The organism is Streptomyces coeruleoprunus (assembly GCF_039542925.1).
Lineage (GTDB): Bacteria > Actinomycetota > Actinomycetes > Streptomycetales > Streptomycetaceae > Streptomyces > Streptomyces coeruleoprunus.
In genome coordinates this window covers 113,856-136,416 of the sequence record NZ_BAABIT010000001.1, presented here as the reverse complement: position 1 = coordinate 136,416, position 22,561 = coordinate 113,856, and the positions used below count along the sequence as shown (strand labels likewise).

General features: G+C 67.7%; 25 protein-coding genes and 2 pseudogenes. 19 read left to right on the top strand and 8 right to left on the bottom strand.

From position 1 onward, the window contains the following. The first annotated feature begins 141 nt into the window (after nt 1–141). Nucleotides 142–654: a protein-tyrosine phosphatase family protein gene (locus ABEB09_RS00655; protein ID WP_345685984.1), complete on the top strand. Its 513-nt coding sequence runs from the start codon at nt 142–144 to the stop codon at nt 652–654. Between the two features lie 29 nt (nt 655–683). On the opposite strand, the pseudogene ABEB09_RS00650 reads toward ABEB09_RS00655, so the two are convergent. Then, nucleotides 684–917: pseudogene (locus tag ABEB09_RS00650) on the bottom strand (NF041680 family putative transposase); the annotation flags it as partial. A gap of 104 nt (nt 918–1,021) precedes the next feature. Beyond that, nucleotides 1,022–1,804, bottom strand: a complete 783-nt coding sequence (locus tag ABEB09_RS00645) for a hypothetical protein (RefSeq protein ID WP_345685982.1) — start codon at nt 1,802–1,804, stop codon at nt 1,022–1,024. Between the two features lie 307 nt (nt 1,805–2,111). Between ABEB09_RS00645 and ABEB09_RS00640 the strand changes: the two genes are divergently transcribed. Further along, a complete protein-coding gene (locus tag ABEB09_RS00640) occupies nt 2,112–2,522 on the top strand; it encodes a hypothetical protein (RefSeq protein ID WP_345685980.1) in 411 nt (136 codons plus the stop codon). A 479-nt stretch (nt 2,523–3,001) separates the two neighbouring features. Here ABEB09_RS00640 and ABEB09_RS00635 read toward each other — a convergent pair whose 3' ends face one another. Beyond that, nucleotides 3,002–3,313 (bottom strand): DinB/UmuC family translesion DNA polymerase, encoded by a 312-nt coding sequence (locus ABEB09_RS00635; RefSeq protein WP_345685978.1) that lies wholly within the window; start codon nt 3,311–3,313, stop codon nt 3,002–3,004. A gap of 472 nt (nt 3,314–3,785) precedes the next feature. On the opposite strand from ABEB09_RS00635, the gene ABEB09_RS00630 reads away from it, so the two are divergent. The 7 genes and pseudogenes from ABEB09_RS00630 (at nt 3,786) to ABEB09_RS00605 (ending at nt 9,703) form a co-directional block, all read left to right on the top strand. Continuing rightward, nucleotides 3,786–4,571, top strand: coding sequence for a hypothetical protein (locus tag ABEB09_RS00630; protein ID WP_345685976.1), 786 nt, complete (start codon nt 3,786–3,788; stop codon nt 4,569–4,571). A gap of 226 nt (nt 4,572–4,797) precedes the next feature. Continuing rightward, nucleotides 4,798–5,259 carry a DUF2199 domain-containing protein gene (locus tag ABEB09_RS00625; RefSeq protein ID WP_345693801.1) on the top strand — a complete coding sequence of 154 codons (462 nt, stop codon included), beginning with the start codon at nt 4,798–4,800 and terminating at the stop codon, nt 5,257–5,259. 277 nt (nt 5,260–5,536) lie between these two features. Beyond that, entirely contained in the window at nt 5,537–5,866 is a 330-nt protein-coding gene (locus ABEB09_RS00620) for a CPCC family cysteine-rich protein (RefSeq protein WP_345685974.1), read from the top strand. 129 nt (nt 5,867–5,995) lie between these two features. Further along, on the top strand, nt 5,996–6,220 hold the full coding sequence (locus ABEB09_RS00615; protein ID WP_345685972.1) for a transposase: 225 nt from the start codon (nt 5,996–5,998) through the stop codon (nt 6,218–6,220). A gap of 331 nt (nt 6,221–6,551) precedes the next feature. Continuing rightward, nucleotides 6,552–8,318: a hypothetical protein gene (locus tag ABEB09_RS00610; protein WP_345685970.1), complete on the top strand. Its 1,767-nt coding sequence runs from the start codon at nt 6,552–6,554 to the stop codon at nt 8,316–8,318. A gap of 411 nt (nt 8,319–8,729) precedes the next feature. Continuing rightward, nucleotides 8,730–8,900, top strand: a pseudogene (locus ABEB09_RS34805) (transposase); the annotation flags it as partial. 110 nt (nt 8,901–9,010) lie between these two features. Next, nucleotides 9,011–9,703, top strand: a complete 693-nt coding sequence (locus ABEB09_RS00605) for a transposase (RefSeq protein WP_380841718.1) — start codon at nt 9,011–9,013, stop codon at nt 9,701–9,703. Between the two features lie 15 nt (nt 9,704–9,718). On the opposite strand, the gene ABEB09_RS00600 is transcribed toward ABEB09_RS00605, so the two are convergent. Then, nucleotides 9,719–10,168, bottom strand: coding sequence for a hypothetical protein (locus tag ABEB09_RS00600; RefSeq protein ID WP_345685968.1), 450 nt, complete (start codon nt 10,166–10,168; stop codon nt 9,719–9,721). A gap of 915 nt (nt 10,169–11,083) precedes the next feature. Between ABEB09_RS00600 and ABEB09_RS00595 the strand changes: the two genes are divergently transcribed. From ABEB09_RS00595 to ABEB09_RS00575, 5 genes are all read left to right on the top strand, one after another. Further along, nucleotides 11,084–11,695: a TetR/AcrR family transcriptional regulator gene (locus ABEB09_RS00595; protein ID WP_345685966.1), complete on the top strand. Its 612-nt coding sequence runs from the start codon at nt 11,084–11,086 to the stop codon at nt 11,693–11,695. Further along, nucleotides 11,692–11,835 (top strand): hypothetical protein, encoded by a 144-nt coding sequence (locus ABEB09_RS00590; protein WP_345685964.1) that lies wholly within the window; start codon nt 11,692–11,694, stop codon nt 11,833–11,835. Before ABEB09_RS00595 ends, ABEB09_RS00590 begins: the two co-directional genes overlap by 4 nt. Nucleotides 11,836–11,847: 12 nt before the next feature. Continuing rightward, entirely contained in the window at nt 11,848–12,516 is a 669-nt protein-coding gene (locus ABEB09_RS00585) for a lysophospholipid acyltransferase family protein (protein WP_345685962.1), read from the top strand. Between the two features lie 416 nt (nt 12,517–12,932). Then, nucleotides 12,933–13,193, top strand: a complete 261-nt coding sequence (locus ABEB09_RS00580) for a hypothetical protein (RefSeq protein WP_345685960.1) — start codon at nt 12,933–12,935, stop codon at nt 13,191–13,193. A gap of 596 nt (nt 13,194–13,789) precedes the next feature. Next, entirely contained in the window at nt 13,790–14,458 is a 669-nt protein-coding gene (locus ABEB09_RS00575) for a hypothetical protein (protein WP_345685958.1), read from the top strand. Here the strand turns inward: ABEB09_RS00575 and ABEB09_RS34800 are convergent. Further along, nucleotides 14,388–14,675: a MafI family immunity protein gene (locus ABEB09_RS34800; protein ID WP_380841714.1), complete on the bottom strand. Its 288-nt coding sequence runs from the start codon at nt 14,673–14,675 to the stop codon at nt 14,388–14,390. The genes ABEB09_RS00575 and ABEB09_RS34800 overlap by 71 nt on opposite strands. A gap of 728 nt (nt 14,676–15,403) precedes the next feature. On the opposite strand from ABEB09_RS34800, the gene ABEB09_RS00570 reads away from it, so the two are divergent. Continuing rightward, a complete protein-coding gene (locus ABEB09_RS00570) occupies nt 15,404–15,604 on the top strand; it encodes a hypothetical protein (protein WP_345685956.1) in 201 nt (66 codons plus the stop codon). 205 nt (nt 15,605–15,809) lie between these two features. Here ABEB09_RS00570 and ABEB09_RS00565 read toward each other — a convergent pair whose 3' ends face one another. Then, nucleotides 15,810–16,109, bottom strand: coding sequence for a hypothetical protein (locus ABEB09_RS00565; RefSeq protein WP_345685954.1), 300 nt, complete (start codon nt 16,107–16,109; stop codon nt 15,810–15,812). Between the two features lie 985 nt (nt 16,110–17,094). On the opposite strand from ABEB09_RS00565, the gene ABEB09_RS00560 reads away from it, so the two are divergent. The 4 genes from ABEB09_RS00560 (at nt 17,095) to ABEB09_RS00545 (ending at nt 21,512) form a co-directional block, all read left to right on the top strand. Further along, nucleotides 17,095–17,616: a hypothetical protein gene (locus ABEB09_RS00560; RefSeq protein ID WP_345685952.1), complete on the top strand. Its 522-nt coding sequence runs from the start codon at nt 17,095–17,097 to the stop codon at nt 17,614–17,616. A gap of 62 nt (nt 17,617–17,678) precedes the next feature. Further along, a complete protein-coding gene (locus ABEB09_RS00555; RefSeq protein ID WP_345685950.1) occupies nt 17,679–19,985 on the top strand; it encodes a hypothetical protein in 2,307 nt (768 codons plus the stop codon). Continuing rightward, entirely contained in the window at nt 19,966–20,733 is a 768-nt protein-coding gene (locus tag ABEB09_RS00550; protein WP_345685948.1) for a hypothetical protein, read from the top strand. The genes ABEB09_RS00555 and ABEB09_RS00550 overlap by 20 nt, the downstream gene beginning before the upstream one ends. Before the next feature lie 347 nt (nt 20,734–21,080). Next, nucleotides 21,081–21,512: a DUF4240 domain-containing protein gene (locus ABEB09_RS00545; RefSeq protein WP_345685946.1), complete on the top strand. Its 432-nt coding sequence runs from the start codon at nt 21,081–21,083 to the stop codon at nt 21,510–21,512. A 459-nt stretch (nt 21,513–21,971) separates the two neighbouring features. On the opposite strand, the gene ABEB09_RS00540 is transcribed toward ABEB09_RS00545, so the two are convergent. Further along, complete coding sequence (locus ABEB09_RS00540; RefSeq protein ID WP_345685944.1) at nt 21,972–22,142, bottom strand: hypothetical protein; 171 nt, start codon at nt 22,140–22,142, stop codon at nt 21,972–21,974. Beyond that, nucleotides 22,102–22,389 carry a DUF4240 domain-containing protein gene (locus ABEB09_RS00535; RefSeq protein WP_345685942.1) on the bottom strand — a complete coding sequence of 96 codons (288 nt, stop codon included), beginning with the start codon at nt 22,387–22,389 and terminating at the stop codon, nt 22,102–22,104. Before ABEB09_RS00535 ends, ABEB09_RS00540 begins: the two co-directional genes overlap by 41 nt. Nucleotides 22,390–22,561: the final 172 nt, after the last annotated feature.

Genomic DNA, 22,561 nt, shown 5'->3' with positions numbered 1-22,561 from the left:
GGTTCGGTGCATTCCTTGGTCGGAGCACAGAATCAGGCGGAGGCCGGCCAGCTGTCCGGGGAATCCTCACGTGAGGGAGCGTGTTCGAGGGACCATCGAGCTGCGGGCTGTCCCGCTCGCCTGGTTGAAGGAGGATCTCGAATGAAGACGCGCCAGAAAGGCGGGGGCACACCTGAGCCGTCGACTCCCTGGAGCGAGGTCGCCCCGCGACTGTGGATGGGCGGCCATCAGTGGACCGACACTCTTGGGCAGAGCCATGCTGCAGTCGTCGGCACCGAGTTTGACCTAGTCATCAGCATGTTCACCCGCCCTGGCCATGGCCCTGAGCCGGGCGTTGACCATCTGATCGCCGAGATCCCCGATGGCCCGCTCACTGCCGAGCAGATGCAGACCGTCCAGCAGCTGGCCAAAACCGCAGCACATGCGATGCGGCGCGGGCGTACGGCTCTGGTCCGCTGTAACGCCGGCTACAACCGCTCCGGTTTGGTGGTGGCGCAGACCCTCATCGAGCTGGGCCAGCCCGCAATGACGGCGATCCAGCTCATCCGGGAAAGGCGGTCACCTTGGGCCTTGAACAATCAGATGTTCGAGGAGTACCTCACTACAGGCCTCGATGTCGCCTCTCTCCTGGTCGGTCTGGAGACCACTACCTGACCGTGTAGACGTTGAAGATCGACCTCAGATCATAAAGAACAAGCTGAGCTTGTTCTTAATCGTTCGGTGATGCTCTCTGGTCGTTTCACGGTTTTACCCACGTCGTAACGGGTGGCCGGCCGCCGGCTTTTCGAGCCAAGTGGCCTGCCACGTCCGGGGGTTGGTTTCGGCGCACGGGCCGGGCAGCGCAGGTGCGGGCGGAGGTTCCGAAACCCCCGGCGGACTCGGGCCGGGGTGAGTCGGCCGGGCTCGGCGGGCTTCTCTCACGGCCGCCGCAAGGACCTGCCCGCGGCACCTCATGAGGCAACTCTCCTCACCTGCGGGCCTGACCGAGGCATGTGACGCGTCAGCCAGTGAGGAAGTCTTCTCAGGAGCGTCGGTCTGTCGCGGTGCGCAGTTCCCGGGTGATCTGTGCCGCCTCGGCAAGGTCTTGTGTGTCGGTCAGGATCAGGGTGCCGGTGGTGTAGGCGTCGCTCCACGCGCAGAGGGCGGCTTCACCGGTGGGGATGTCGAAGTGTCCGCAGCCGAGACGTCCGGGCAGGGGGCCGGCGTCGAAGAAGGCGGTGTCGCGGGCCTTGGCCCCGGCGAACATGTTGCGGAACTCCTGGGTGAAAGAATTGCGTCTCTTGTCCGCCGCCATCTGCGGGTCCTGCTCGACGGTGCTGATGGACAGAATGCCTGCTACTCCGTGCGTCTCGGTGACGTAGTACCACCACTGTCCCCTGGCCTGCTGGCTCTTGGCCCTTCGCGGCATGGCTGCTTCGAGGGCTGCGACATCCTTGCCCGTCACGAGGTGGTAATGCCGTAGCTGAGCCGGCGGCGCGATCGTGCGCCGCGGGAGCTCGCCAGGAGCAACATTGGTGTCGGCACCGGCCTGGGCCGCTCGTGGCTCAGGGTTGTAGACCGAGACCGCCTTGATGAACCCTGCGGCAGCGATAAGTACCAGGACGCCTTGGACGATCTTGCGGCGCTTGGCGCGCAGCGCCGGAAGCGATGCCTCGGGCACGGAGGCCTGGGGAGCGTCCGCGCGGCGCCAGGAGCGGGTCACACGCCAGACCAGGGCCATGACAGCGCCGGTGACGAGAAATGCTCCCATCGACTGGCCGGCGGCGTAGCTCGTGGAGGTGGTGTCCAGCGACAGAATGATCACCGCAGGAGGATAGAGCACCCGTGTTCGACTGCCTCTTGTGTCTACGAGACGCTTGTGGAAGCAGTGGGTCAATGCTTCGGTCGGCCACGTCGCAGAGCGGTGCCAGACTGTCGCCCATCCACCGAAGGGGCCTTGTTCGCCCCATCTCCACCGCTGGCAGTTGCCCGGGGAAGGCATTGGGGCGCTGTCCGCCGGACGGACAACGTGCAATTGCAAAGGACCGAAGGTTGGTTGACAGCGTGATGGTAGAACATTGCGCTCACCCCTACCTCACGGGCGCGGCTGGACACACTGATAGAACCCCGTCATGACATACCGATTTACCGCCCGCGCCGCCAGGACCGAGATCGACCCTGACGGGTACTTCACCGAAGCCGCTCTTTCCGAGGGTGAGGATGGAAGCGGTTTCATCATGATGTTCATGGCAGGAGAAGAGGAGCCCGATGAGCAGGAGATCGCTCTCGGGATGGACACACACTGCCTGGTCACGGCCGGACAGGGCACCGCATACGGCTGTGTGCGGGAGGTCGTCCCGACGGGCAACGTTCTCCGCATCGCGCTCGACCCCGAAGCGCTGGGAGACTTGCGGCTGACCGACCCCGAGATCGAGGCCGTCATCGAAGCACCGGCCGAGGACAACAGGCAGTTTCGCGAAGTCCTCGCTCGGGTGCTCGGATACGGGCGTGCGGACGCAGTGCCCACCCGTGTAGGTATCTGACGCGCCATCTGTGCGGAATACGTGACCGGCGGCCGCCCGCTATGCGGACCGGCCGACCGCCACCGAGATGATCTCCGCCTACGAAGGCCCCCATGGTGGTGTGCTGAGTGTCCGCGCCCTGCCACGGTTCCACCAGGCAGCCCAGGTCACCGCTGGCGGATAGACGCTTGAGGAGCGCGGACGCTCCGCTCGCTAAGAGTAAAGACGTGCGACGGCCTATCGGGCGGCCCCTCACTTTGGCATCCCGTCCTAGGTCAGGTGCCGTATGGGTGGGGAGATCCATCGAGCAGGTCTGGGGCAACCCCGAGCAGGGGGATTCTCCAAGAGCCCCATCGAGGGTGAGCTGGTGAGCGGCGTGCTCGGCGGGGCGGAGGCGCTCAGCTCGTACGGCGATGACACGAACGCGGGCCCGCTGGAGGCCGAGTCCGGCGTGGAGCTCGCGGGTGAGGTACGCCAAGGCGGGGGTGTGGGCGGTCGCCTCAGCGAGGGTGCGGGGTGCGGGAGGTCTGGCTGCCGTCGGCGTAGGTCACGGCGAGCGTGAGGGACTGGGCGATCTCGCCGGCCTCGCGAAGGCGGGCGCCGAGGTTCTCAGCCAGCGCGAGTACGGTCCGCCAGTGGCGGTCACCGTCTAGCTCGTCCTCGTCGAAGCGCCTGCTCGCGCTTATGGACCTGGGAGCAGCAGCGGGTCCCCGTGACCTTAATCTTGATGCAGTCCGACGCGGCCGCCGAGGGCGCCCCCGCCGACGGTGGCCTGCGGGAGAACGACGGTTCCGACGAGAGCGGCCGTGCACAGGACAGCCCTGGTGATCATTCGACTCATGCCAGACCGACCCCGGCCAGCGCCCGAGGCGTCACGGCCGACGCCTGAAGATCACCCACTCGTGCACGGTCGGCCCGGACTGTGCGCGATGGATGTCCCGCGCGGGAGCGGCAGGGGCATGCCAAGCCGGCCGCGACGTGGCTGCGACTCGTCCGGATCGCACATGATCCAATCTTCGTGGATTCGATGGGGGGTGTGGCGTGAGGGATTGGCGGACCGATCCGACGTTCACGATGTGCCGGGCTCTGGTGGAGGGAGCGGATCTGGCCTCGTTCGCGGGAGGCCCGTTCGATGTACGGGCAGTGGCGGCCGGCATCTGGTCTGGGGCCCGCAGCAGGTTGCTCCTAGACGCCGTCCCGTGGGGGAACTTCCCTCGCGGCGATGACGTCCGGAAGGCCGTTCACCTGCTGCAAACCGGCGAGGACCCGAGCCGCGCGACGGACGTGCTGGGGGGCCTGTGCGCCAACGACAGCCGGGCCGCCGCCGCCCTCGCCGTACCGTTCCTGATCCGCATCGCCACCGATGCCCACCACTCACACCGTGCCGCCGCCCTCGCCGTACTCTCCGACCCGGCCCGCGCCCGGCACTTCGGCGTCGCCTCCCGCGATGAACTCCTTCTGCACCGCACCGATCCTCGGCGCCACGCTCCCGACGACTACGACGACTACGGCGTCGAGGTGACCGGCTACCCGGCAGGCTGGTCGGTGGCCGCCGCCCGAGCCGCCATCACCGCCGAATCACCCGTACTCCTGCCCCTTCTCAACGACGCCGACCGCACCATCCGCATCGACACCGCCTACGCTCTGGCCACCGCCGCCGACGCCGACCACAAGGTCCGAGCTGCCCTCGCCACCAGGTTCGCCACGGAGCATGACGCCATAGTCCGTGCCGCCCTGCTCCTCGCCACAGCGGAGATCACCCGGACCCACGCACACCCGCCGGCCGTCCGGTGGATCGGTGAGCGGTGGCAAGACCGGACAGAGCCCCCCGAAGTCCGCCTGGCCGCGGCGATCGGCTGGCTCTGCCTCACGAACGAACCCGTCCCCAGGGACCTCCACCAGACCATCGACACCTGCACCACAGACGAACGCGCGCACGCCATGGATGCCTTGCCGTGGATGAACGTCGCCGCCGGATCCGGTGAAACGGGACTCCGGCGCTGTATTCGCTGCATGCTCCACCCCGAAGAGCCCGAACCGTGGGACAACCCCTGGGCCCTCTCGATTTGAGCAACCGCCTCGGCCCTGTCTGTGCATCGAAGTTGTCCACCGGGGCCACGTAAGGTACTCGGTCACAGCCGCTTGTGTGACTGAGCGCGCTAGCTGGCCCGCAGGGGGCGGCTGAGAGCGGAACCGCCCGCGATGATCCCGGAAGCCTTCACTAGGCTCCAGCACCATGACCAGCGATTTCGGCTTCACCTGCTCGTGCTGCGGCGCCCACCACCCTGAGCTGCCGATGAACTACACGGCCGAGGCTCCGGCGGTGTGGGATCCGGCTTTCGCCGACGCCGATGACTGCCTGCTGTCCACGGACCAGTGCGTGATCCGCGGCCAGCACTACTTCGTCAAGGGCATGATCGAGATACCGGTCATAGGCAGTGACGAGGTGTTCTCCTGGGGCGTTTGGGTCTCGCTGAGCCGCGAGAGCTTCTCCCGGGCTGCGGACCTGTGGGACACCCCCGGCCGCGAGGCTGAGAAGCCGTACTTCGGCTGGCTCACCACCGACCTGCCGGTCTACCCGACCACTCTCAATCTGAAGACGCACGTGCACACCCGCCCGGTCGGTGAGCGCCCCTTCGTCCAGCTTGAGCCCACCGATCATCCCCTTGCCGTCGAACAGCGCACGGGAATCACCCTGGACCGTGTACGGGAGATTGCGGCGGCCGTGCTCCACGCCGGCGCTGGTGACGAGCAGTAGTGACGGCCGGTAACCCGGTATCTCCCGCCCCGGCCAGCCCCGCCGGTCTCAGCCGCAGCGCCCGGAGCTTCGTCGAGGTACACGGCATCCGCGTCCCCCCACAGGACCTCCGGCGACACCGCGAGGTGTGGATCGCGTACGGGATCCCTGCCGCCGAGGCTGACCGGGCTGCCGCCTTCCAGAACCGCTGGGGCGGTCTCGCCCTCCCACCGGCGCCGTTCTACGAGCCGTCGAGTCGCTAGGCCGCCTATTGTGGATCACTCCAGGGAGCGGAACGATGGCAGGCATGGTCCCTGCAGAACCGCCCACCAGGCCCGCGAATGACGCCGCGAGCGACCTCATCGCGTGCCCGTGCTGCTTCCAGCGAACGTTGGAGGAGCGGGCAAACTTCGAGGTCTGTCCCGAGTGCGGCTGGGAGGACGACGGGCAGGACGACGTGGATGCTCACATCGTCCGGGGCGGTCCCAACGGCCGGCTGAGCTTGGCACAGGCCCGGTTGGACTATTTGAAGGAAGTAGTCGAGGGAATCGATGAGTCCATGACACGCGGTGGTGAGGGGCTGTGGTTGTCGGAAGCACGGCGCAAGGTTCCGGGCGTGGCTGATTAGGGCAGTGTCCAGCAACGCTAGTTCTTGTTGTCAGGTCATGCCGTTGACTGACGTGCAATGGGCGCGGATCGAACCGCTACTTCCGGACCGGACACCAAGCGGGGCGGCCGGTGAAGGGACCATCGCCAGGTGATCGAGGCGATCGCCCACAAGTTCCAGACCGGCACGCAGTGGGTCCACCTGCCGCAGACGTACGGCAACTGGCGAGGCGTCTACAACCGGCTGCGGATGTGGGCCCTCGACGGCACCTGGGAGCGCAACCGGCTCAGACTGCACCCGGACAACCACGGGCCCCGATGGGGCCGGCTGCACTGCCTCTACTTTGACCAACACCCCGCCATCATCCTCGACTGACTTACCTAACACCTTCGCCGGGGCAGAACGCTCTTTAGAGAGACCTCCGTAGCGAGGCGCGGCGCTGGTGCGACACTCACCCACGACGGGGCCGCCGGACGACGAACACTCGCCCGTGTCTGCAGCAGCGGCGCGTCATCCCGGACCTGCGGGGCCGTCCTGCTGGCGCCAGATAATGCCCTGTTACGATCCAGCCCTTTGGTACGGGAGTCCGTCGACTGGGGGGCCAGGCAGGACGGGCAATGAGCGGTATGCCCTTGCTCCCCGCGCCGGCCGTTCAGGGGAGGGAATCGCGTTGGCAGGTCACGCCGTCTTTCGCGCCGCTTTGGTAGTGGGCCTCGCTGTCGGCACGATCGCGCCGCTCGGCAGTGTCGCGATGGCAGCGGAGCCGCCGCTGCCGCCGCACACCGTGTTCCAGTCCGACCGTTACGTGCCGCGGGATGTGACCTTGGCGTCAGCAGGGGCACACGGTGTCCTGCGCAAAGAGGAGGGCACCAGCGCGTACCTGTGGACCAGCTTCGCGGACGGACAAAGCACCACGCTCGACGATGCCTACCGGCCTGCCGTCGGCTCCGACATTGTGTACGCGCGCAGCGGCTCCACCATCGACTTGCGTGACCTCGCCGGCGGCAGCTCCCGCACAGTCACGGTCCCGGAGGGGCACACCCTCATCGGCGTCTACGGCACCACCGTGCTGACGTACACCGTGGCCTACGCCCCTGGGGTCCCCACCCGCTACACCCTCTACCTCCACGAGGCCGCCAGCGACGGGACGACCGCCACGCGCCGCGTCGAGGCACCGGACCCCGCCACAGTCATCTCGCCCGCAGTGCTCGCCGGTGACGCCCGTGGCGTCGTCCTTCGCCTGAGGGACACCACTACGGACCCGGACACCTTCCACCTCGCCCTGCTCGACCTGTCCACGGCCCAGCTGGCGCCGGGCCCGCAGGTGCCCGAAAAGGTCGCGGTCGCGCTCGATGAGACCCGTCTGGTCTGGCACGAGATCGAGCAGCAGCAGATCCACGCCGTCCCGCGCTCCGATCTCCTGTCCGTCCCGGACAGCGTGCCGCTGCCGGCCGGTCAGGGATGGGTACGCCTCGGCCTGGCCGGCGACTGGGTCGTCGTCTCGCGAAGCACGACCTACCCCAACGATCCGGCGAACGTGGCCGGAATGCCGCTGGTTGCCGTGCCGCTTGCCGGCGGAGCCCCGCTCACCCTGCTGCGGCACGCCCACCCCACGATGACCCAGATACCCGGCGGCGACCTGATGGTGACCGGTGGGGCCGACTCGGGCCACTGGGCGATGCGCCGGGTGTCCGCAGCCAAGGGCGACGCCGCGGCGCCGACCCTCGCCACCCTCACCGACATCGCACCCGTCCCAGCCAAGATCAGGCAGCTCTCCCTCGCGGGCGGCACCCTCGCCACCGAGGAAGCCGACGGCACCTTCTGGCCCTCCTTCTTCACCCGGCCGGTGACCACCGACGGCTCACGGCTGACGCCGGGCTTCAACACCGCTGCCGGGTGGAGCCAGAGCCCGTACACCAAGGGCCCTTGGTCAGCCGGTGACGGCAGAGTCCTGTGGACCTCGATGAACGAAGCCGACAGCACCGCCATCAGGTCCCTCCTCAAAGACGACCCCACCGTCCTCTTCAACGTCCCGACGATGAAGTCCCAGCTCACAGAGGTCACCGGCCGCTACGCCGTCGTCAACGGCACCAACACCGGCCAGCAGTACATCGGCGACCTCGACGCGCGCGGTACCCAGCTCCCCATCCGCACACAAGCCATCACGCCCACCACGGTGTGGGGGACCCTGGCCTGGAGCCAGAGCTCGACCGCCGGGCTGCTGAAGGTCGACAACCTCGCCACCGGAACCCGCGGCACCCTCAACACCGGCGCCCCGTGCGTCGCCACCGAGCTCCAGGCCGTCGGCCGCTGGCTCTACTGGGCCTGCGGCGCCTCCGGCCCGGCCGGCGTGTACGACGGCACGGCGAAGAAGAGCGAGTTCGTATACCGGCTGCTGGTCGACGAGTCCTTCGAGGGCTTCGCGGGGTTCGGGGCGAGCGGACAAGCCCCGTACTTCACCAGCTACCGCTGAACGCGATCAGGATCCCCGAGGCCAGCTACGCCAGGGACTGACCGTGCCACACCTGCGGCGAACAGCGCCGGGCCACGTTTTGTTCCTGGGGATGCGTAGGCGTGTGCCGCATGCTCGTGCCCATGGCTGACGACGCCGGCACCTCCTTGGACTCCGGAACCCTGGGCGTCCTGCGCATGCCGTACTGAGGGGCGCGCTGGTCGTGGACGAGCGGTGGCTGTCGGGCGGATTCAGCACCGTTCGTGGCCATGCCGACTGCACAGCCGACGATGCCGGACTCCGACAGCGGGGTGTCGAAGCACCGCTGGGGCCGAAGTCGGCGGCCAGACCGTCGGCGACGCGGAAACTCCGCCGCTAGGGGCTGTCCGACGGGTCGCGTGACGCTCCCGCTGGGCACTCGTTCCGTGGGACATGGAGCGGGGAGATCTTTCGGATGAAGAGTGGGCTCGACTGGAGCCGCACTTGCCGACGAATTGCGGGCGGGGTGGACGCTGGCAATCCCACCGCCGTGTGATCAACGGGATTCTGTTCCGGCAGCGGACCGGCCTCCCCTGGCGGGACCTGCCTCCCTGCTTCGGTAGCTGGAAGACGGTTCACGATCCTCATCGCAGGTGGTCGGCGGACGGCACGTGGGAGAGGATCCTGCGGGCCGTCCAGGCCGACGCCGATGCCGAGGGCCGGATCGACTGGAGATGGTCGGCGTCGATTCCACGACTTGCCGCGCTCATCAGCACTCGGCTGGTGCCTCGACTCGTGCCCCGAAGATCCCGGGTCGGAGCAGGAGCCCGGCGCGTCACCGTCCCGATGAGGCCCTGGGACGTTCGCGAGGCGGGCTCACGAGCAAGATCCACCTTGCTGAGGAAGGTGGGTGTCGCCCGCTCGGGTTTGTCATCACGCCCCGCCAGTGGGGGGACGCACCCCAGATGATTCCGGTCCTGGAAGAGATTCGTGTGCCCCGGCAGGCTGGTGGACGACCGCGCACTCGGCCCGACCATATCGGGGGAGATAAGGCGTACTCATCACGCCGTAATCGGCGTCACCTGCACAGACTCCAGATCAAGCACACGATCCCCGAGCCGAGAGACCAGCGGCCAAGCGCCGGCGCCGCGGCAGCCAAGGAGGCCGGCCCACAGGCTTCGACAAGACGATCTACCGCCGCCGCAACGAGGTCGAGCGGACCATCAACCGGCTCAAGAACTTCCGAGCCATCGCCACGCGCTTCGACAAGCGGGCGTACGTCTTCCACGGGACGGTCACCGTGGCTGCTATCCGGCTATGGCTCCGTCCGCAGTGAGACGCCTCGTTCAGAGCTCATCGGCACCCGGGTAGTGGTGGCGCAGTTCGCTGAGTACGCGCGCGTCGACAGCCCTGACGCCCCAAGATGAGCTGTCGAACCCGGTCTACCAGGGTGAGCGTGTGTCGCGGCGTGCTTCCGGGGTCTGCTCGGGCAGAGAGCTGTCTTGGTCGGTGCGCAGCAGCATGCCCGGGTCGGGTTCGAAGTCCTCATTGTGCGGTGCCGGCTGGTGGAAACGCTCGGTGCGCGGAATGGTGACTTCCACCAGCCGGCCCTCCTGAAACATCCATAGCCCGAAGCAGTCGTCGTCCTGGTCGCGAAGCAGAACTTGCACCGTATGCGGATGCGGCCACGGCAGCGACTCCAGGTGCCTGAGCAGGCCCTTGCGGGCACGCATTTTCTCGAACTCCAGGGCCCACCCGAACTCGTAGCCCCATTGCCCCGCTATTGGGACGAAACGGCCTCGCCACGTGCGTTCCGGGTCGTCCTGGGTCAGCGGTTCCATCACCTCGTCCGACCAGCGGGCGAGCACGATGACCTCGGCGTCTCTACTCATACCGGAGTATCACCGCATCCCCTTGATTCACCACAACCAAATTCCTCAACCGGCCGACGCAGGCAAGCGTGGGCGGATTGGCGACGAACTCTCAGTGCCAGCGAGCCCGACGCCGGCGCCTTCGGAGAAGCTCATCTGCGCCTAAGCCACGGCCCTGATCACCTCACACGACCCATCGGACAGCCCCTAGAGCCTGACGCTGTCGGGGATCCTGGGAGGGCTGTTGCCGGGAAGATCGTCACGCTGATTCGCGGAGGTTCGGCCGAGTGCCGGTCACCGGACTGTTCACCCGCGTCTTCGACTTCCGGACCGAGCCGAGGTCGGCCGGCTGTTTCTCCTGACCGCCCCGGCCCGGCTCGCCGGCGCCCTCGATCCCTGGGTGCAGGGATCGAACGGCCTCGGGTGAGATCCGGCGACGATTCAGAAGAGGCCGAACAAGAGTTGGTTGAGCAGCCCTACCGGGGGCGACGGTGTTGGGGTTGGTCGGATTGACGCTACCGAGGGCGTTCGCGGGAGCGAGCAGACTTCCCGTCGCCGGGACCGGTGAATAGGCGTTGGCGGTGGCAGGGGTGGACATGACTGTCACTCCCGAGAGGACGATGGCGGCGAGTGCGCGCTTATTTGCGTTCATACCCGACAAGCGATCAGGGGCTCATCCGGGTCACGCCTGCCAGATTCGGTGCCACTGCAAGCGCAGACACACTTCGCCGAACCTCCGCGAAGCAGCGTGACGATCTTCCCGGCAACAGCCCTCCCAGGATCCCCGACAGCGTCAGGCTCTTACCGCTAACCACGGCCTGGTTGATCCCCGAACCCGGAGCAAACGGCGCACGGCACCACGCGGACCTCCGCCCTCAGTCCGCGCAGATGAGTTGCCGGTAGACGCTGTCTACGGATGTCTGGTAGACACTGTCTATGGATGTTGAAGGGCCCCTGCGGGAACGACTGATCGATGCCGGCGTAGAGCTGGTGCTGTCTGAGGGCACCGCTTCGGTTGGTCTTCGGGAGATCGCCCGCCGGGCAGGTGTGTCGCACGGTGCGCCGCGGCGCTACTTTCCGACACACCGGGCGCTGTTGTCGGCCATCGCGCGCAGAGGCTTCGAGGAGCTGGGCGCGCGGTCCGCCGCAGCCACGGCAGGGGCTGCCGTGCCGCGTGATGAGTTGGCGGCGCTGGCGCGGGTGTACGTCACCTACGCACTGGAACGGCGCGGCATGTTCGAGTTGATGTTCCGTCACGACCTGCTCGACAGCGGCGAGCAGAGTGGAACTCCGGACGGGCCTCGGCTGAGGGAGGCGACGCTCCCGATGTTCCAGCGCGTCACCGAGCTCGTCGCTCGGTGCCGGGCACAGGCGCTGGAGCCTTCGACGGCAGTCACAGCGGCTGCCCTGTGGGCGAACCTGCACGGCATCGCCCAACTGTGGTCCTGGGGCAGCCTGCAACTGGCCCTCGGCGGCGAAAGTTCCGACAGCCACGACCGGTTGATCGAAGCTGCGCTGGACGCGCATCTCGGGCCGATGGCCTCATGACCGGGCGGCTGCGACGCTCGGTCCCGCATCTCGTCAGCGTGGCCGGGGCGGTGATCGTCGCACTGGACGGCGCCGTTCTGCTGGTGGCGCAGCCCAGCCTGCAGCGTTCGCTCGACGCGAGCCCGGCACAGATCCAATAGAGGAACGAATTGATGTATGAGCACTTGAAGCGGCTGACCGGACCGGTGCTGCGTACCGCGGCGCGGCTCGAAGCCGTGGGCCTGGAGAATGTGCCGCAGTCGAACGGCGTCATTCTTGCGTCCAACCACCTGTCCATCGTGGACTCCACCTTCCTGCCGCTGGTGCTGGACCGACAGGTGACCTTCATGGCGAAGGCGGAGTACTTTGAGGGAGGTTCCTGGCCGACACGGATCGTCTCGTCCTTCATGCGGGGCAGTGGGCAGGTTCCAGTTGACCGCGAGAACCAACGGGCGGCGGTAGCCTCGCTTGACGCGTGTCTTCGGGTGGTGAAGGACGGCGGCGTCTTCTGCATCTACCCGGAGGGCACACGCTCCCCGGACGGCCGGCTCTACCGGGCCAAGACGGGCGTGGCATGGCTGGCTCTCAAGTCCGGCGCGCCCGTGGTGCCGGTGGCCATGAGCGGCACCGATCGCGTCCTGCCACCCGGGCGCGTGCTTCCGCGTCCGGCCAAAGTCAAGGTCGCCTTCGGTAAACCCGTCGACCTCTCCCTGTACGAGGACTCCGCCGCTGACGCTAGTGCCCGAAGGGCTGTCTCTGACCTGATTGTGCAGGCTATAGCAGAGGTCTCCGGTCAGGAGTACGTGCCCGTCTACGCGGCGAGGGCGAAGGAGCAGGGCTGACCCGGCCCTGTTCTCTCCGAAGCTGTGGCGAAGTGACAAGTAGCTCTCTGTGATCAGTGTGGCGCTCGGTCAGGGATAGCGGGGCGGGTACGGGGACTTCGCCGACCTGGAGGGCGAAGAAGTCGGTGTGGGCCTGTTCGACGGCTTCGGGGTACGCCTCGCGCTTGGTGCGCCTAGCAAGCGCCCGTTAGATGCTCGCCACCGAGGGGTTCTGCCCCTTGCGCTTCCATGGTGGTCGGTGCCCTGCGTCAGGAGTGGTCAGGTCCCCGCGGGTTCCTTCCTGGCCACAGGGGTATCGGGCGATCGATGGTCGAGCGGTCCGGATGGGCTAGCTCGCCATGTGTGGGCAGGAGGGCGCTTCGATACTGGCCGCGCGGGCTCCGACGACGGGGAGCCATGACGAAGGGAGTGCTGACGTGAACGCACCGGCTGCCAGGGAATCCGGGTGCCAGATGATGAAGCGCATCGCGAAAGAGCTCAAGGCGAGCATTCGTGCCGCCGAGGCCCATGCGGACGAGCTCTCGCGCAGGATCGCCGAGCTGGAGGCGCAGCCCGATCCGGAGGTGGAGCTGGAGATCAAGGCGCTCGTGCAGGTGCGAGAAGTCGTCGAAAAGAAGATCGAGGAGGAGCGGGCGTCGCTTTCCACGCTGGAGGACGTGATCAGCGAGAACTGTTAGCCGCGTGCCGCTTCCCTGCCTTCCTGCCTTCCGCTGACAGCCGACGTCTTGTCGCACCGGGACCGACTGGCGCCTTACTCGGGCCCTGGCGAAGAGCCCACCCTGCCCGGCCAGAGCGCCGGAACCGGGGTCTGAGGAACATCGGTGTCACATCGTGCGCTAAGCCTCCGTCGGCCCTGGTGGGCGGCCGACGGGTCATCGACGGCGGGGCCGGTCTGAAGTCGTCCCCCAGATAGCACCCCAATATATGCGGTAGCTTGAACCGTCACCTGCGGTGACGTTCACCGGCGGCTGCACGAAGCGGCCCTGCTATCTGCGGCAAGGGGCAACGGTGCGCACGCTCGTTCAGCTGCCGACCGGGAAGGCGTTGACCGTCGGGACGGCGGCCGACGTGGCGGGTCACCTCGATGACGCGCAGCGACTCGCACTCTGGGCTGCTGTCCTCACTGACCCGCGTCATGCGGGGTGACGCAGGCAGCGCAACAATGGAGCTGATGCGCCATGGAGAGTCAGGCACCTGCTGCACGGATGGCGGTGGAGACGGTAATGGCCTCCAAGGGAATACCGGGCGGCGACGGCGCTGGACACGGAGGTCCGTGCCTGTGCGCGCGGCCTTGTTGATGACGTACGCCGAGATCTATGCCAACGCACTCAGGCTGGAATCGCAACGCCTGCGTGCTCTTGCAGGGTGGTTCGGCTACCCCGTGATCATGCTTTCCGCAGCGACGGGTGGGGCGCTGTTCGCCGAGCTCGCCGAGCAGGGAGGCGGCTGGAAGCTGGCCACCGGCATCGTGCTCACCGTGTCGGCGGCCCTCGCGGCTGTCGAGAAGGCAGGACAGTTCGCCGAGCGAAGCCGGGCCGCAGGACTCTCGGCGAGTGAGTTCGGTGACGTCTTCGGTGCCCTGATCGATGTCGTGGACCACGTCCAGCGCGGGCAGCCACTGGCGGACGACATAGTCCAGAAGGTGTATGACAGGTATTTCGAGGCAGCGAAGAACCGCCCTGCCCTACCCGCCCGCAGGCTGAAAGTGGCGCAACGGCGGATCACCGAGGGGCGCAGCATCGTGGTGTCCCTCTGGCCGGTCTGGTTGACACCGATGCCTCCGGGCATGGCAGCCCCACCGACGGGCGTACCGCCTGGAGGTACGCCGGCGTCGCCCCGCCGCTGGCAGCTGCTTCTCTATTTCGTGACGGTCATGGTGGCTGGGCGAGGGCGCGGGGCGGCAGGAGAACGAAGGAGGCCCGGCCAGAGAGCCGGCGTTTGATCAGCCTGACTATCAGGCTCGCGTGATACTCCCGGGTGATGGGCAGAGCGTCCTCGTAGATCCACGAGCACATGGTGTCGATCGCCAATGCCTCTTCACCGTGTGACAGCAGATCGCGCACGTCCGTGACGACCGCCTCTGAGGTGAGCGGCGAGTCCGCAAGCAACGCCGCCACCCGCGCTCGATACGACAGGCTCACGAGCTGCCTCCATGCCATGGACGAACGAATCGATGTCCCCACATCCTCACTGCTCAGCTGAGGACTGTCGACTCTCCTGATCAGTTGCGGGACAGCCCTTAGCTAACCTGGTCGGCGGATCTGGTGCCCGACCCCGTTGTGCTCAGTCCACACGGCAGGCGTGTCAGTACCCCGAGGCTCAACTCGCACAGGCGGCCCTGGCCGCCGTCGAGCAAGCCCTGAACACCGCGCAGACGCTCGCTCATCGCGCCGTCGAGGCTCGCCGCACCTCCGCTCAGGCCGCCCAGAACGCCGTCGGCCGCGCCGACGCGTATCGCGCCGCGGAGATTGCCCCACGGGAGACGGCCAAGGCGCAAGCCTCGGCCGCCGTGGCAAGAGAACAAGGCCGCGATCAACGGCGTGCGCGAGCGCCGCAAGGAACTCTCACGCCTGAGCGACCTCGAACGTCTCGTAGAACGGACCGGTCAGGAGGCCGAACAGGCCCGAGTGGCCTGGACGATGGCCGAAGGCGACGCCCAGCACGTTCGCCATCAGACCGCGAAAGAGCTGTCGGTCATCTTCGCCGAGAAGGTCATCCCGATGGCACCGGAAAAGATCCGCCGTGCCAGCATCGACCCCAGGACCGTCGCCCCTAAACTGAACGGCCGAACCGTCCCGCAACTCGCCCGCTCAGCGGGGATGCCTCACGTACGCTGCCCGGATGGCTGCTTCCCGCCGCCCAGTGGCTCGACGCATCCGTGGACGGTTTGGGGACAGGCGACGAAGGCACCCGCCTCGTCGGCCGGGCCCTTCAAGTCATCACCGAGACCACCGCCGACGACGCCCAGATCATCCTGGCCACCGCACACGACCTCCCCCAGGCACCCGGCGTCGTGACCACTGAACACGACAGCCACCATCCCGTTGTCCCGCACGCCCGCACCTGCGACGCGGACACCGAGGCGTGACCAGCCAGCCGCGACCGAGCACGCCTCCACACCCGCGAGGCGCCGATCACCGGTGCGCACACCTACCCTGCACCCTCCCGGACCACAACGAGGCCGACGAGATCGTCGTCGACTTCGGAGTCGACGACGTCATCCTCAGCTACAACAGCGAGGCACTGGATCGCCTACGACGACGCCGTCCACCGCTAGGACATCGGGATGCACCTCAACGAGGAGGGCCCCGCTCGCCGACGGGACTCAGTTCGGCAGCATCCAACTCCACCTGATCGACACCAACCGGTGCACCGACCCGATCGGCACGTTCGACACCCTCAGCAAAGACCTTCTCGCCATCGGCAAAGCCCTCTTCGCCCCCGCCCTCTGCGACCTGCATCACGATCTGTGGGAGACGCTCGCGAACCCCGGAAGCACCATGACTGTCGACCGTGTGACCATTGACCGGCGCCTGCCCGGACACGGCCTCGGCGTCCTGCTGACCGGCATGGCCCTGGAGTATCTCGCCCACCACTCAGGCGTCATCGCATTCTTCCCCGCCCTCTCGAACGCGACGACGGCACTCCGTACGAGGAGGCACGCACCCGCCTGGGACGAGCCTGGTCACGCCTCGGATTCATGCCCTACCGCGACGGCGTGTGGATCTACGACCCAGGGCTCACCGCCCTCCACGCCGGCATCAACCCGCATACGCACGGCTCACTCGGCACCGCTGGCGAATGCGGCTGCGCTACAACCCGAACCACCGCGGCAGCGACATCGCCGATATCACCGCCCTGATGGACAAGTCGGTCCCCTGGCCACGCTCCGCAGACCAGCAACCAGTGCCCGGGGCTGACACCACAGACTGACCGCCCAACGCCACACCCGACACCATGCACGTCCAGCACCTCAGCCAGGGACGCCGCCCCCAGACCGCGGGAGAAGAACCCCGCCCGCGGACGGTGGCCGATATGTATTCATCCCGAACCCGTCGGCCCGATCCTCATGCATAACAGCAGAAACAAAGAACATCAAATTTCACAGTGCATGAGCAAAAATGATGGCGGAAAAAGTTGGCGTGGCGGCTTGCTGCGGAGTGCGATTTCCGGATCCACCGCCGGTCGGTCAGTGCGCGGGACGCTACGGCTATGCGACTTCACCTCATCCGCTGGGTCCTCGACCCCGTGACCAGCTGGCAGGCCCTTCAAGTGTCCAGACGAAGCCGCGGACGCACCTCATTCGACGTCGCCTGGCGGCAGTCCAGGGTCGCCCGGCACCCCGACGAAGCCCCCTATCTGCGGCACGGACACAGGGCAGTCACCGAAACTGATCACCAGGAACCCCCGCACTGACCGGACAAATGGCCTGATCCGACACGAATGAAATTCGGTCGAGGAAAGGAAGATCCCTCCCGGCAAGAGGATTCCGCCACATTCAAGAAAGCGCTCAACGAAGCCCGGAACCTTCGTGAGAATCAAGGTTCTGTCAATCCGGGCCAGCGGGGGAGTGGAACAATGCCGGATCCTGTAGAGATCGCCCTGATCAGTTCAGCCGTGCCCGCCACCCTGACCTTCCTGTACCAGCGCCTGGAACGCCTGCTCAGCCCCCGGCGCACCGAACCCGAGCCGGACCTCACGATCCCCGACACACTCGTCGGCACCCTCGAGCTACCCCTCCAGCCGAACGAGCAACGGCTACACGCCCGGCACGCCGAACTCGACCTGCTCCACGACTTCCTCGAGGAGTACGTCAGTCGAGAGCCGGCCGAGCTGACACCAGAACAGGGCCTGCTGCGCAGCATGGGCAAGCTGCGCAACCTCCTGGAAGACGTCTACGGGCAGCGCCTGACCTTCGCAGGCGAGGCCCGCCCCGCCTCCGGCCCCTTCGTGGACCAGAAGCTGACCACGCTCACCGGCGAGGCCACCGGCATGGACGCCGACGAGATCACCAGCCACGCCCAGGTCACGCAGCAGGTGGAGACGGTCGACGCCGGCGCCAAGCTGATCGGCATGAAGGCACGCCGGATCGGCGGATAGCAGCGCAGACGCCTCCCGCTGCGCACCCGCGCAACGGCACCGACCGCATGAAGGACCGCGCGTTGACACTGAACGAACTGACTCCCCCCAGCCGGCCCCCCGAGCCGCCTGCCATCACGGCGGCACCTGCGGCTGGCCCCCCGACCGAAGACACCGGCACCGGCCAGACCCACGTCACCGGCTTTGCCGAACCCGCATCCGAGACCGCCGTGCCCGCCGCTGAAAAGCCTGCCGAGCCCATCGAGGACAGCGCCCCGTCCACGGCGGAGCAGCCACCGGGGCCGGCAGCGGCATCCGCAGTCGACACTGAACTCGCAGCGGACGGCCGTGTCGACACCAATACGGCCGACGCCGCCACAGCCACGGCGCGGGTCGACCAGACCGTCACCACCAACAACGGCACTCTCATCGGCATCCAGAACAACCACGAGATCCAGCGTCTGCGCGGCACACCCCTGACGGATGACTGGATCCGCCGCCGCCTCAGCGGCTATGTCGAACACGACGACACGACAAAAGCACTCCACGCGATCCTCGACGCTCACCGGGTCGCGGTCATCCACGCCGGCAACGGCACGGGCCGCTACACCACCGCGCTGCACACGCTGAACACACTGGGCGTGCAGACCATCCGCCAGGTCAGGCGCGTGCCTGATGAGAAGGTTGAGCTCGAGGGTCTCCTGGACGAAGGCACCGGCTGGATCCTGGATCTGAGACACGAGACACAGCCGTTGCCCATCACGACCGGGCTTCACCTCGCGGAGGTCGCCGACCACCTGAGCGAGACCCGCTCCTTCGTCATTGCCGTCGTCCACTCCGACACCTGGGCGAGCGTGGCCGGCGAAGCCCCAGGCATGGACCACCACCTCAGCCCTGCCGACGCCCTCACCGTAGCTCGAGCCCGCCTGGCCGATCAGCCACTGCCCCAAAGCGAATTGAGCCAGTGGCTCGGCGACGGCAGGATCACCAAGCAGCTCAAGAACGCCACACCGGCCCAGGCCGTCGACTGGGCCGACAAGATCGCCGCGGCCGTGGCCCTCGACCGCACGACCACCGAGCACAAGAGCTTCGACGAGCTAGTCGACTTCGTCGTCCAATCCGCCCAGAACTGGCGCCGCACACTCCTCGAGTGGCACAACAAGGAGACGGACAGCAGCCACCGCACCTACCTGCTCGCCGCTGCCGTACTCGACGGAGCACCCGCCCAGAGCGTCTACGACGCCCACATCACCCTCGGCACAGCACTCGGTGACACACCAGCGCCCATCAACGGCCAGCACGGCCCAGGCATCATCGCGCTCACCGACAGCATCAAAGCCGACCTCGGAGCCGACGACCGCATCCGCTTCCTAAGGCCCGGATACGCCGAAGCCGTCGTCGACTACTTCTGGGCCGACCGCCCCCACCACGTCGAAGCCTTCACCCGCTGGACCGCCGAACAAGCCGAACTCCTGCCCAGCGAACTCGGCATCCCCCTGGCCGACCGCGTCAGCCAGTGGACCACCCGCTACACCCTCACCAAGCAGAGCCTGACGGTCCTGCGTGCGACCGCCACGAACTGGGCAGCCTCCAAGGACCTCAAAGGCCACGCCGCGGATCTTCTCGTCGCCGCTGCCCTCGACCCGGTGGCCGGCAAACTCGCCCGCGATCGGTACCTCGACTGGGCCAAGGCCCCCGACGAGCCCACCACGGACAAGAAGCGACACACCCCGCCCGCACTCAAACGCGCACTCGCCGAAGCGATGGCCCACCTTGCCCCCGCCTACGCCGAGGTCGCCCTCAGACGGCTGGCCGAGCTCGCCGTCCACACTGACGACCCCCAGGTCACCCAAACCGTCGGCGACGCCCTGGTGACCCTATGGGACCACGACGGCTTCCAGCAACGCATCCGTGACAGGCTCACCACCTGGTTCGGCGGTGACCACAACCAGACCGCTGCAGCCCGCAGGGCCTTCCTGCACCTAGCGGAACGTACAGGCCCCGACGGCATCCCCGTCCTTCTGACCGCCCACCCCACCACACCCGGATCCTGGACCCTCACCGGCTGGCGCCGGTCCCTCGACGACGCCAAGAGCCGTCACGTCCAGGACGCTGTCAGCACGTGGCTCGACGCGGCCCTTGCGCACCCCGCCCTCCGGACCACCGTCGTCGCCACTTTCACCGAAGCCGTTTTCCGCTCAGACACCGACCACACATACCTCCCCCAGCGCTTCATTGTCCTCAACCACGCAGCCAACGGCTGGGAGCCCGCCTACGCCGGACAGGCGCCCACCGAACGAACCCGCCTGCGCGACGAGGTGCTCATCGCGATCCGAGAAGCAGACCCGGCCGCCCCCACACGCTCAGACGATGCGCCGACCACACCGTAGAAAGTCCGGCTGGCCCGCGCCCCGGGCAGGCAGTATCGACATCACCTGTCCGGCGCCCAGCACCACCCCCGGCCACCCGTTCACCCTCACCCTCGCCGGAGCCTGGGAAGAACTCCCCTCGCCCCGGCCCCATCACACCCCGGAGGCCACCGCCACCCATCACGCCCTGACCATCGCCCGCAACATCACCTCCACCCACACCCTGGCCGACAGCGTCCCGGCCGCCGCACACATCAACACTCTCCTCGGCCGACCCATCGACATCCCTCACATCCCCGTCAGGCTCACCTGGGCACAGGTCAGCCTGAGTGCCGACCCCGAAGCCCTCACAGCCGCCTCCCGACACGAACGCCACCAACGCGAGGAAGAGCAACGCCGCGCGGAACAACGCCGCCACCTGGACCAGGCCCGAGCCCTTCGGGACACGCTGATGAACGACCCCTCACTCGCCCTGGCCTACTGGTACGCCACCGCACCCCACACCATCGACGAGAAGACGCTCCCACGCCTCGAGCAGCTCCACGCACAAGCCGCCGCCTACGCGCCGCAGGGCCGATGGGTACTCCTCGCCGGCCTGCTCAACACCTTCGCTGAGGACCTCACCGGGGAAGCCAAAAACCACCTGATCGAAAGCGCGGCCCTGCTCACCGACCGCTACGGACACCCGGACATCGCCCGTCAGATCCGCGAGTTGAGTTCGTCGCCCCCGGCTGGGCAACCCGTCCCGAACGGCGAAACAGCACGATGAGCACCCATCAAACGCGTCCACGAGACAGCCTCCTGCTGTGGTTCCGCGTTGTCCCTGCCGTGGTGCTGTTGTTGTCCGGCTGCTGTCGTGTCGTCTGGGTGGGCTGGGGTGGCCGTGTCGCTGTTCACGGCCGTCGGCCGGGGGCCTCCTCCGCACCGACCGCGGCCGTTCTCGGCGCCGATCCGGGCCGCCGACCGGGCGGCGGGCCCCCGGGTCCTCGTCCCTGGCGTCCGCCGGTCCCAGCCCCGTCCTTGGTGCCGGCCCTGGCCCTGGCGGCCGCGGCGGCGCCGGGCAGTGGCGGGCGGTGGCGCCCCGACTTGTCACACCCTTCCGCCAAGCTCTTCACCATGAACGAAGACGCCTTCTGGCAGCTCATCGAAGAGTGCAGACCTTCAACCCCCGACCCCGAGGGCGATCAGCTCGCCGCTGCGCTGACAGCCCGCCTGGCGAACGGTCCTGTGAGTGACGTGGTCGGCTTCGCCGAGCAGCTCCCCTGGGCTCTGTACCAGCTGGACCACAAGGAGTACGGCGGTGGACTGTCGGGCGATGCGTTCCTGTACACCCGGGCTGCGGTCGTTGCCGCAGGCCGTGAGGAGTATGAGAGCGTACTTCGAGCCCCAGAGCGCTTCATACCGTTCGTCAACGACCTCGTGTGGGCCGAGGCACTGCTCTGTGTACCCGACAACGCGTACGAGCACCTCACCGGCGAGGAATGGGACCGCGGCACCCGGTACAGCTACGAGTCGTACTCCAACGCAGCCGGATGGACTGCCGCATAGCCGCCGACAGACGCCCCTTCCTCGTTCGGCGAGCCGGCTCTTGGGGATGTGGCCGCTCTTCCACGGGCACGCCTTGACGCCGCGCCCGCAGGCCGCGCGTCCCCGCGCCCTGCCGGCGCGCCCCGGTTCGGGTGCTCGGGCCGGATGTGGACGGCCGCATCCATGGCGAAGGTTGCCTGCGCGAATCGCCTCGCCGGGCGGTGGTCTCTGGGTGGCACCGTCGAGTCCCCGCGTCTGCGCTTGCCCTTCCGGACGGCGGCGCCGTGTCACTGACTAAGCGCGAGCCTCTGCAGGGAAGAGGGCGTCAAGCTGAGGTGTGCCTGTCCCCGCGTCGAGCCGGGTGTCGCGCCGTTCGTCGTTGCCCTCATGGTCTGGTCCTCCTCTTCACGCTCCGGCCATGTCTCCTGGACGGCGTCCAGGGCGTCGTAGAACGCCTCCCGCAGTCGTCCTGCTGTCCCGTCAGCTCATCGAAGACCTCCGGGGGCACGTAGTCGAGCTTCTCCCATTCCAGCCACTTGTCGTCGTGCCACTCCCGCTGGTGCCGTCCCACCAGGCTTGCACCTCGGAAACGTCAGCGAGCGCGTCCGGATCAGCGAGGACCGCCCTGTACGTCCCTCGCCCCTGAGCCACGAGCCAGAGTGCGAAATAGTCGAAGCCGTCGTCGGAACACAAGGCCGCCCTCAATCCGGCTCACCGCCCGCCACAGCGCGTCCGTGGCGACGGCCTCGCACGCAGCCTCCAGACGCGCCTGAAACTCCACCCCCTCGGCCGCCGGCCGGCGCCGCAACTCCCCGAGCAGCCACTCCAGCCGCTCGCTTCGGTCACCGGGGTGACGGCTCAACCCGTCCATCAGCGCCCAGAAGGTCTTCTCCTTCATGCGGCACAGGATGGCAGCCGCGTCCGCCGTCCGCTGCCAACCCTCCTGCCCTGCCCAGTCCGCCAGCCGCGGCTCCCGGTTCCTGGCCTTCTGCGCCGACCCCCACCCCGACCCCGTCCCCGGCCCCCGTCGCCGACTATCGGCCGCGATGCCCCGGCGCCTGGCACAGACG

Coding starts and splice junctions, on each gene's coding strand:
- ABEB09_RS00655 (WP_345685984.1), top strand. CDS start 142: ATGAAGACGCGCCAGAAAGGCGGGGGCACACCTGAGCCGTCGACTCCC.
- ABEB09_RS00640 (WP_345685980.1), top strand. CDS start 2,112: ATGACATACCGATTTACCGCCCGCGCCGCCAGGACCGAGATCGACCCT.
- ABEB09_RS00625 (WP_345693801.1), top strand. CDS start 4,798: ATGAACTACACGGCCGAGGCTCCGGCGGTGTGGGATCCGGCTTTCGCC.
- ABEB09_RS00620 (WP_345685974.1), top strand. CDS start 5,537: ATGGCAGGCATGGTCCCTGCAGAACCGCCCACCAGGCCCGCGAATGAC.
- ABEB09_RS00605 (WP_380841718.1), top strand. CDS start 9,011: ATGGTCGGCGTCGATTCCACGACTTGCCGCGCTCATCAGCACTCGGCT.
- ABEB09_RS00600 (WP_345685968.1), bottom strand. CDS start 10,168: ATGAGTAGAGACGCCGAGGTCATCGTGCTCGCCCGCTGGTCGGACGAG.
- ABEB09_RS00595 (WP_345685966.1), top strand. CDS start 11,084: ATGGATGTTGAAGGGCCCCTGCGGGAACGACTGATCGATGCCGGCGTA.
- ABEB09_RS00590 (WP_345685964.1), top strand. CDS start 11,692: ATGACCGGGCGGCTGCGACGCTCGGTCCCGCATCTCGTCAGCGTGGCC.
- ABEB09_RS00585 (WP_345685962.1), top strand. CDS start 11,848: ATGTATGAGCACTTGAAGCGGCTGACCGGACCGGTGCTGCGTACCGCG.
- ABEB09_RS34800 (WP_380841714.1), bottom strand. CDS start 14,675: ATGGCATGGAGGCAGCTCGTGAGCCTGTCGTATCGAGCGCGGGTGGCG.
- ABEB09_RS00560 (WP_345685952.1), top strand. CDS start 17,095: ATGCCGGATCCTGTAGAGATCGCCCTGATCAGTTCAGCCGTGCCCGCC.
- ABEB09_RS00550 (WP_345685948.1), top strand. CDS start 19,966: ATGCGCCGACCACACCGTAGAAAGTCCGGCTGGCCCGCGCCCCGGGCA.
- ABEB09_RS00545 (WP_345685946.1), top strand. CDS start 21,081: ATGAACGAAGACGCCTTCTGGCAGCTCATCGAAGAGTGCAGACCTTCA.
- ABEB09_RS00535 (WP_345685942.1), bottom strand. CDS start 22,389: ATGAAGGAGAAGACCTTCTGGGCGCTGATGGACGGGTTGAGCCGTCAC.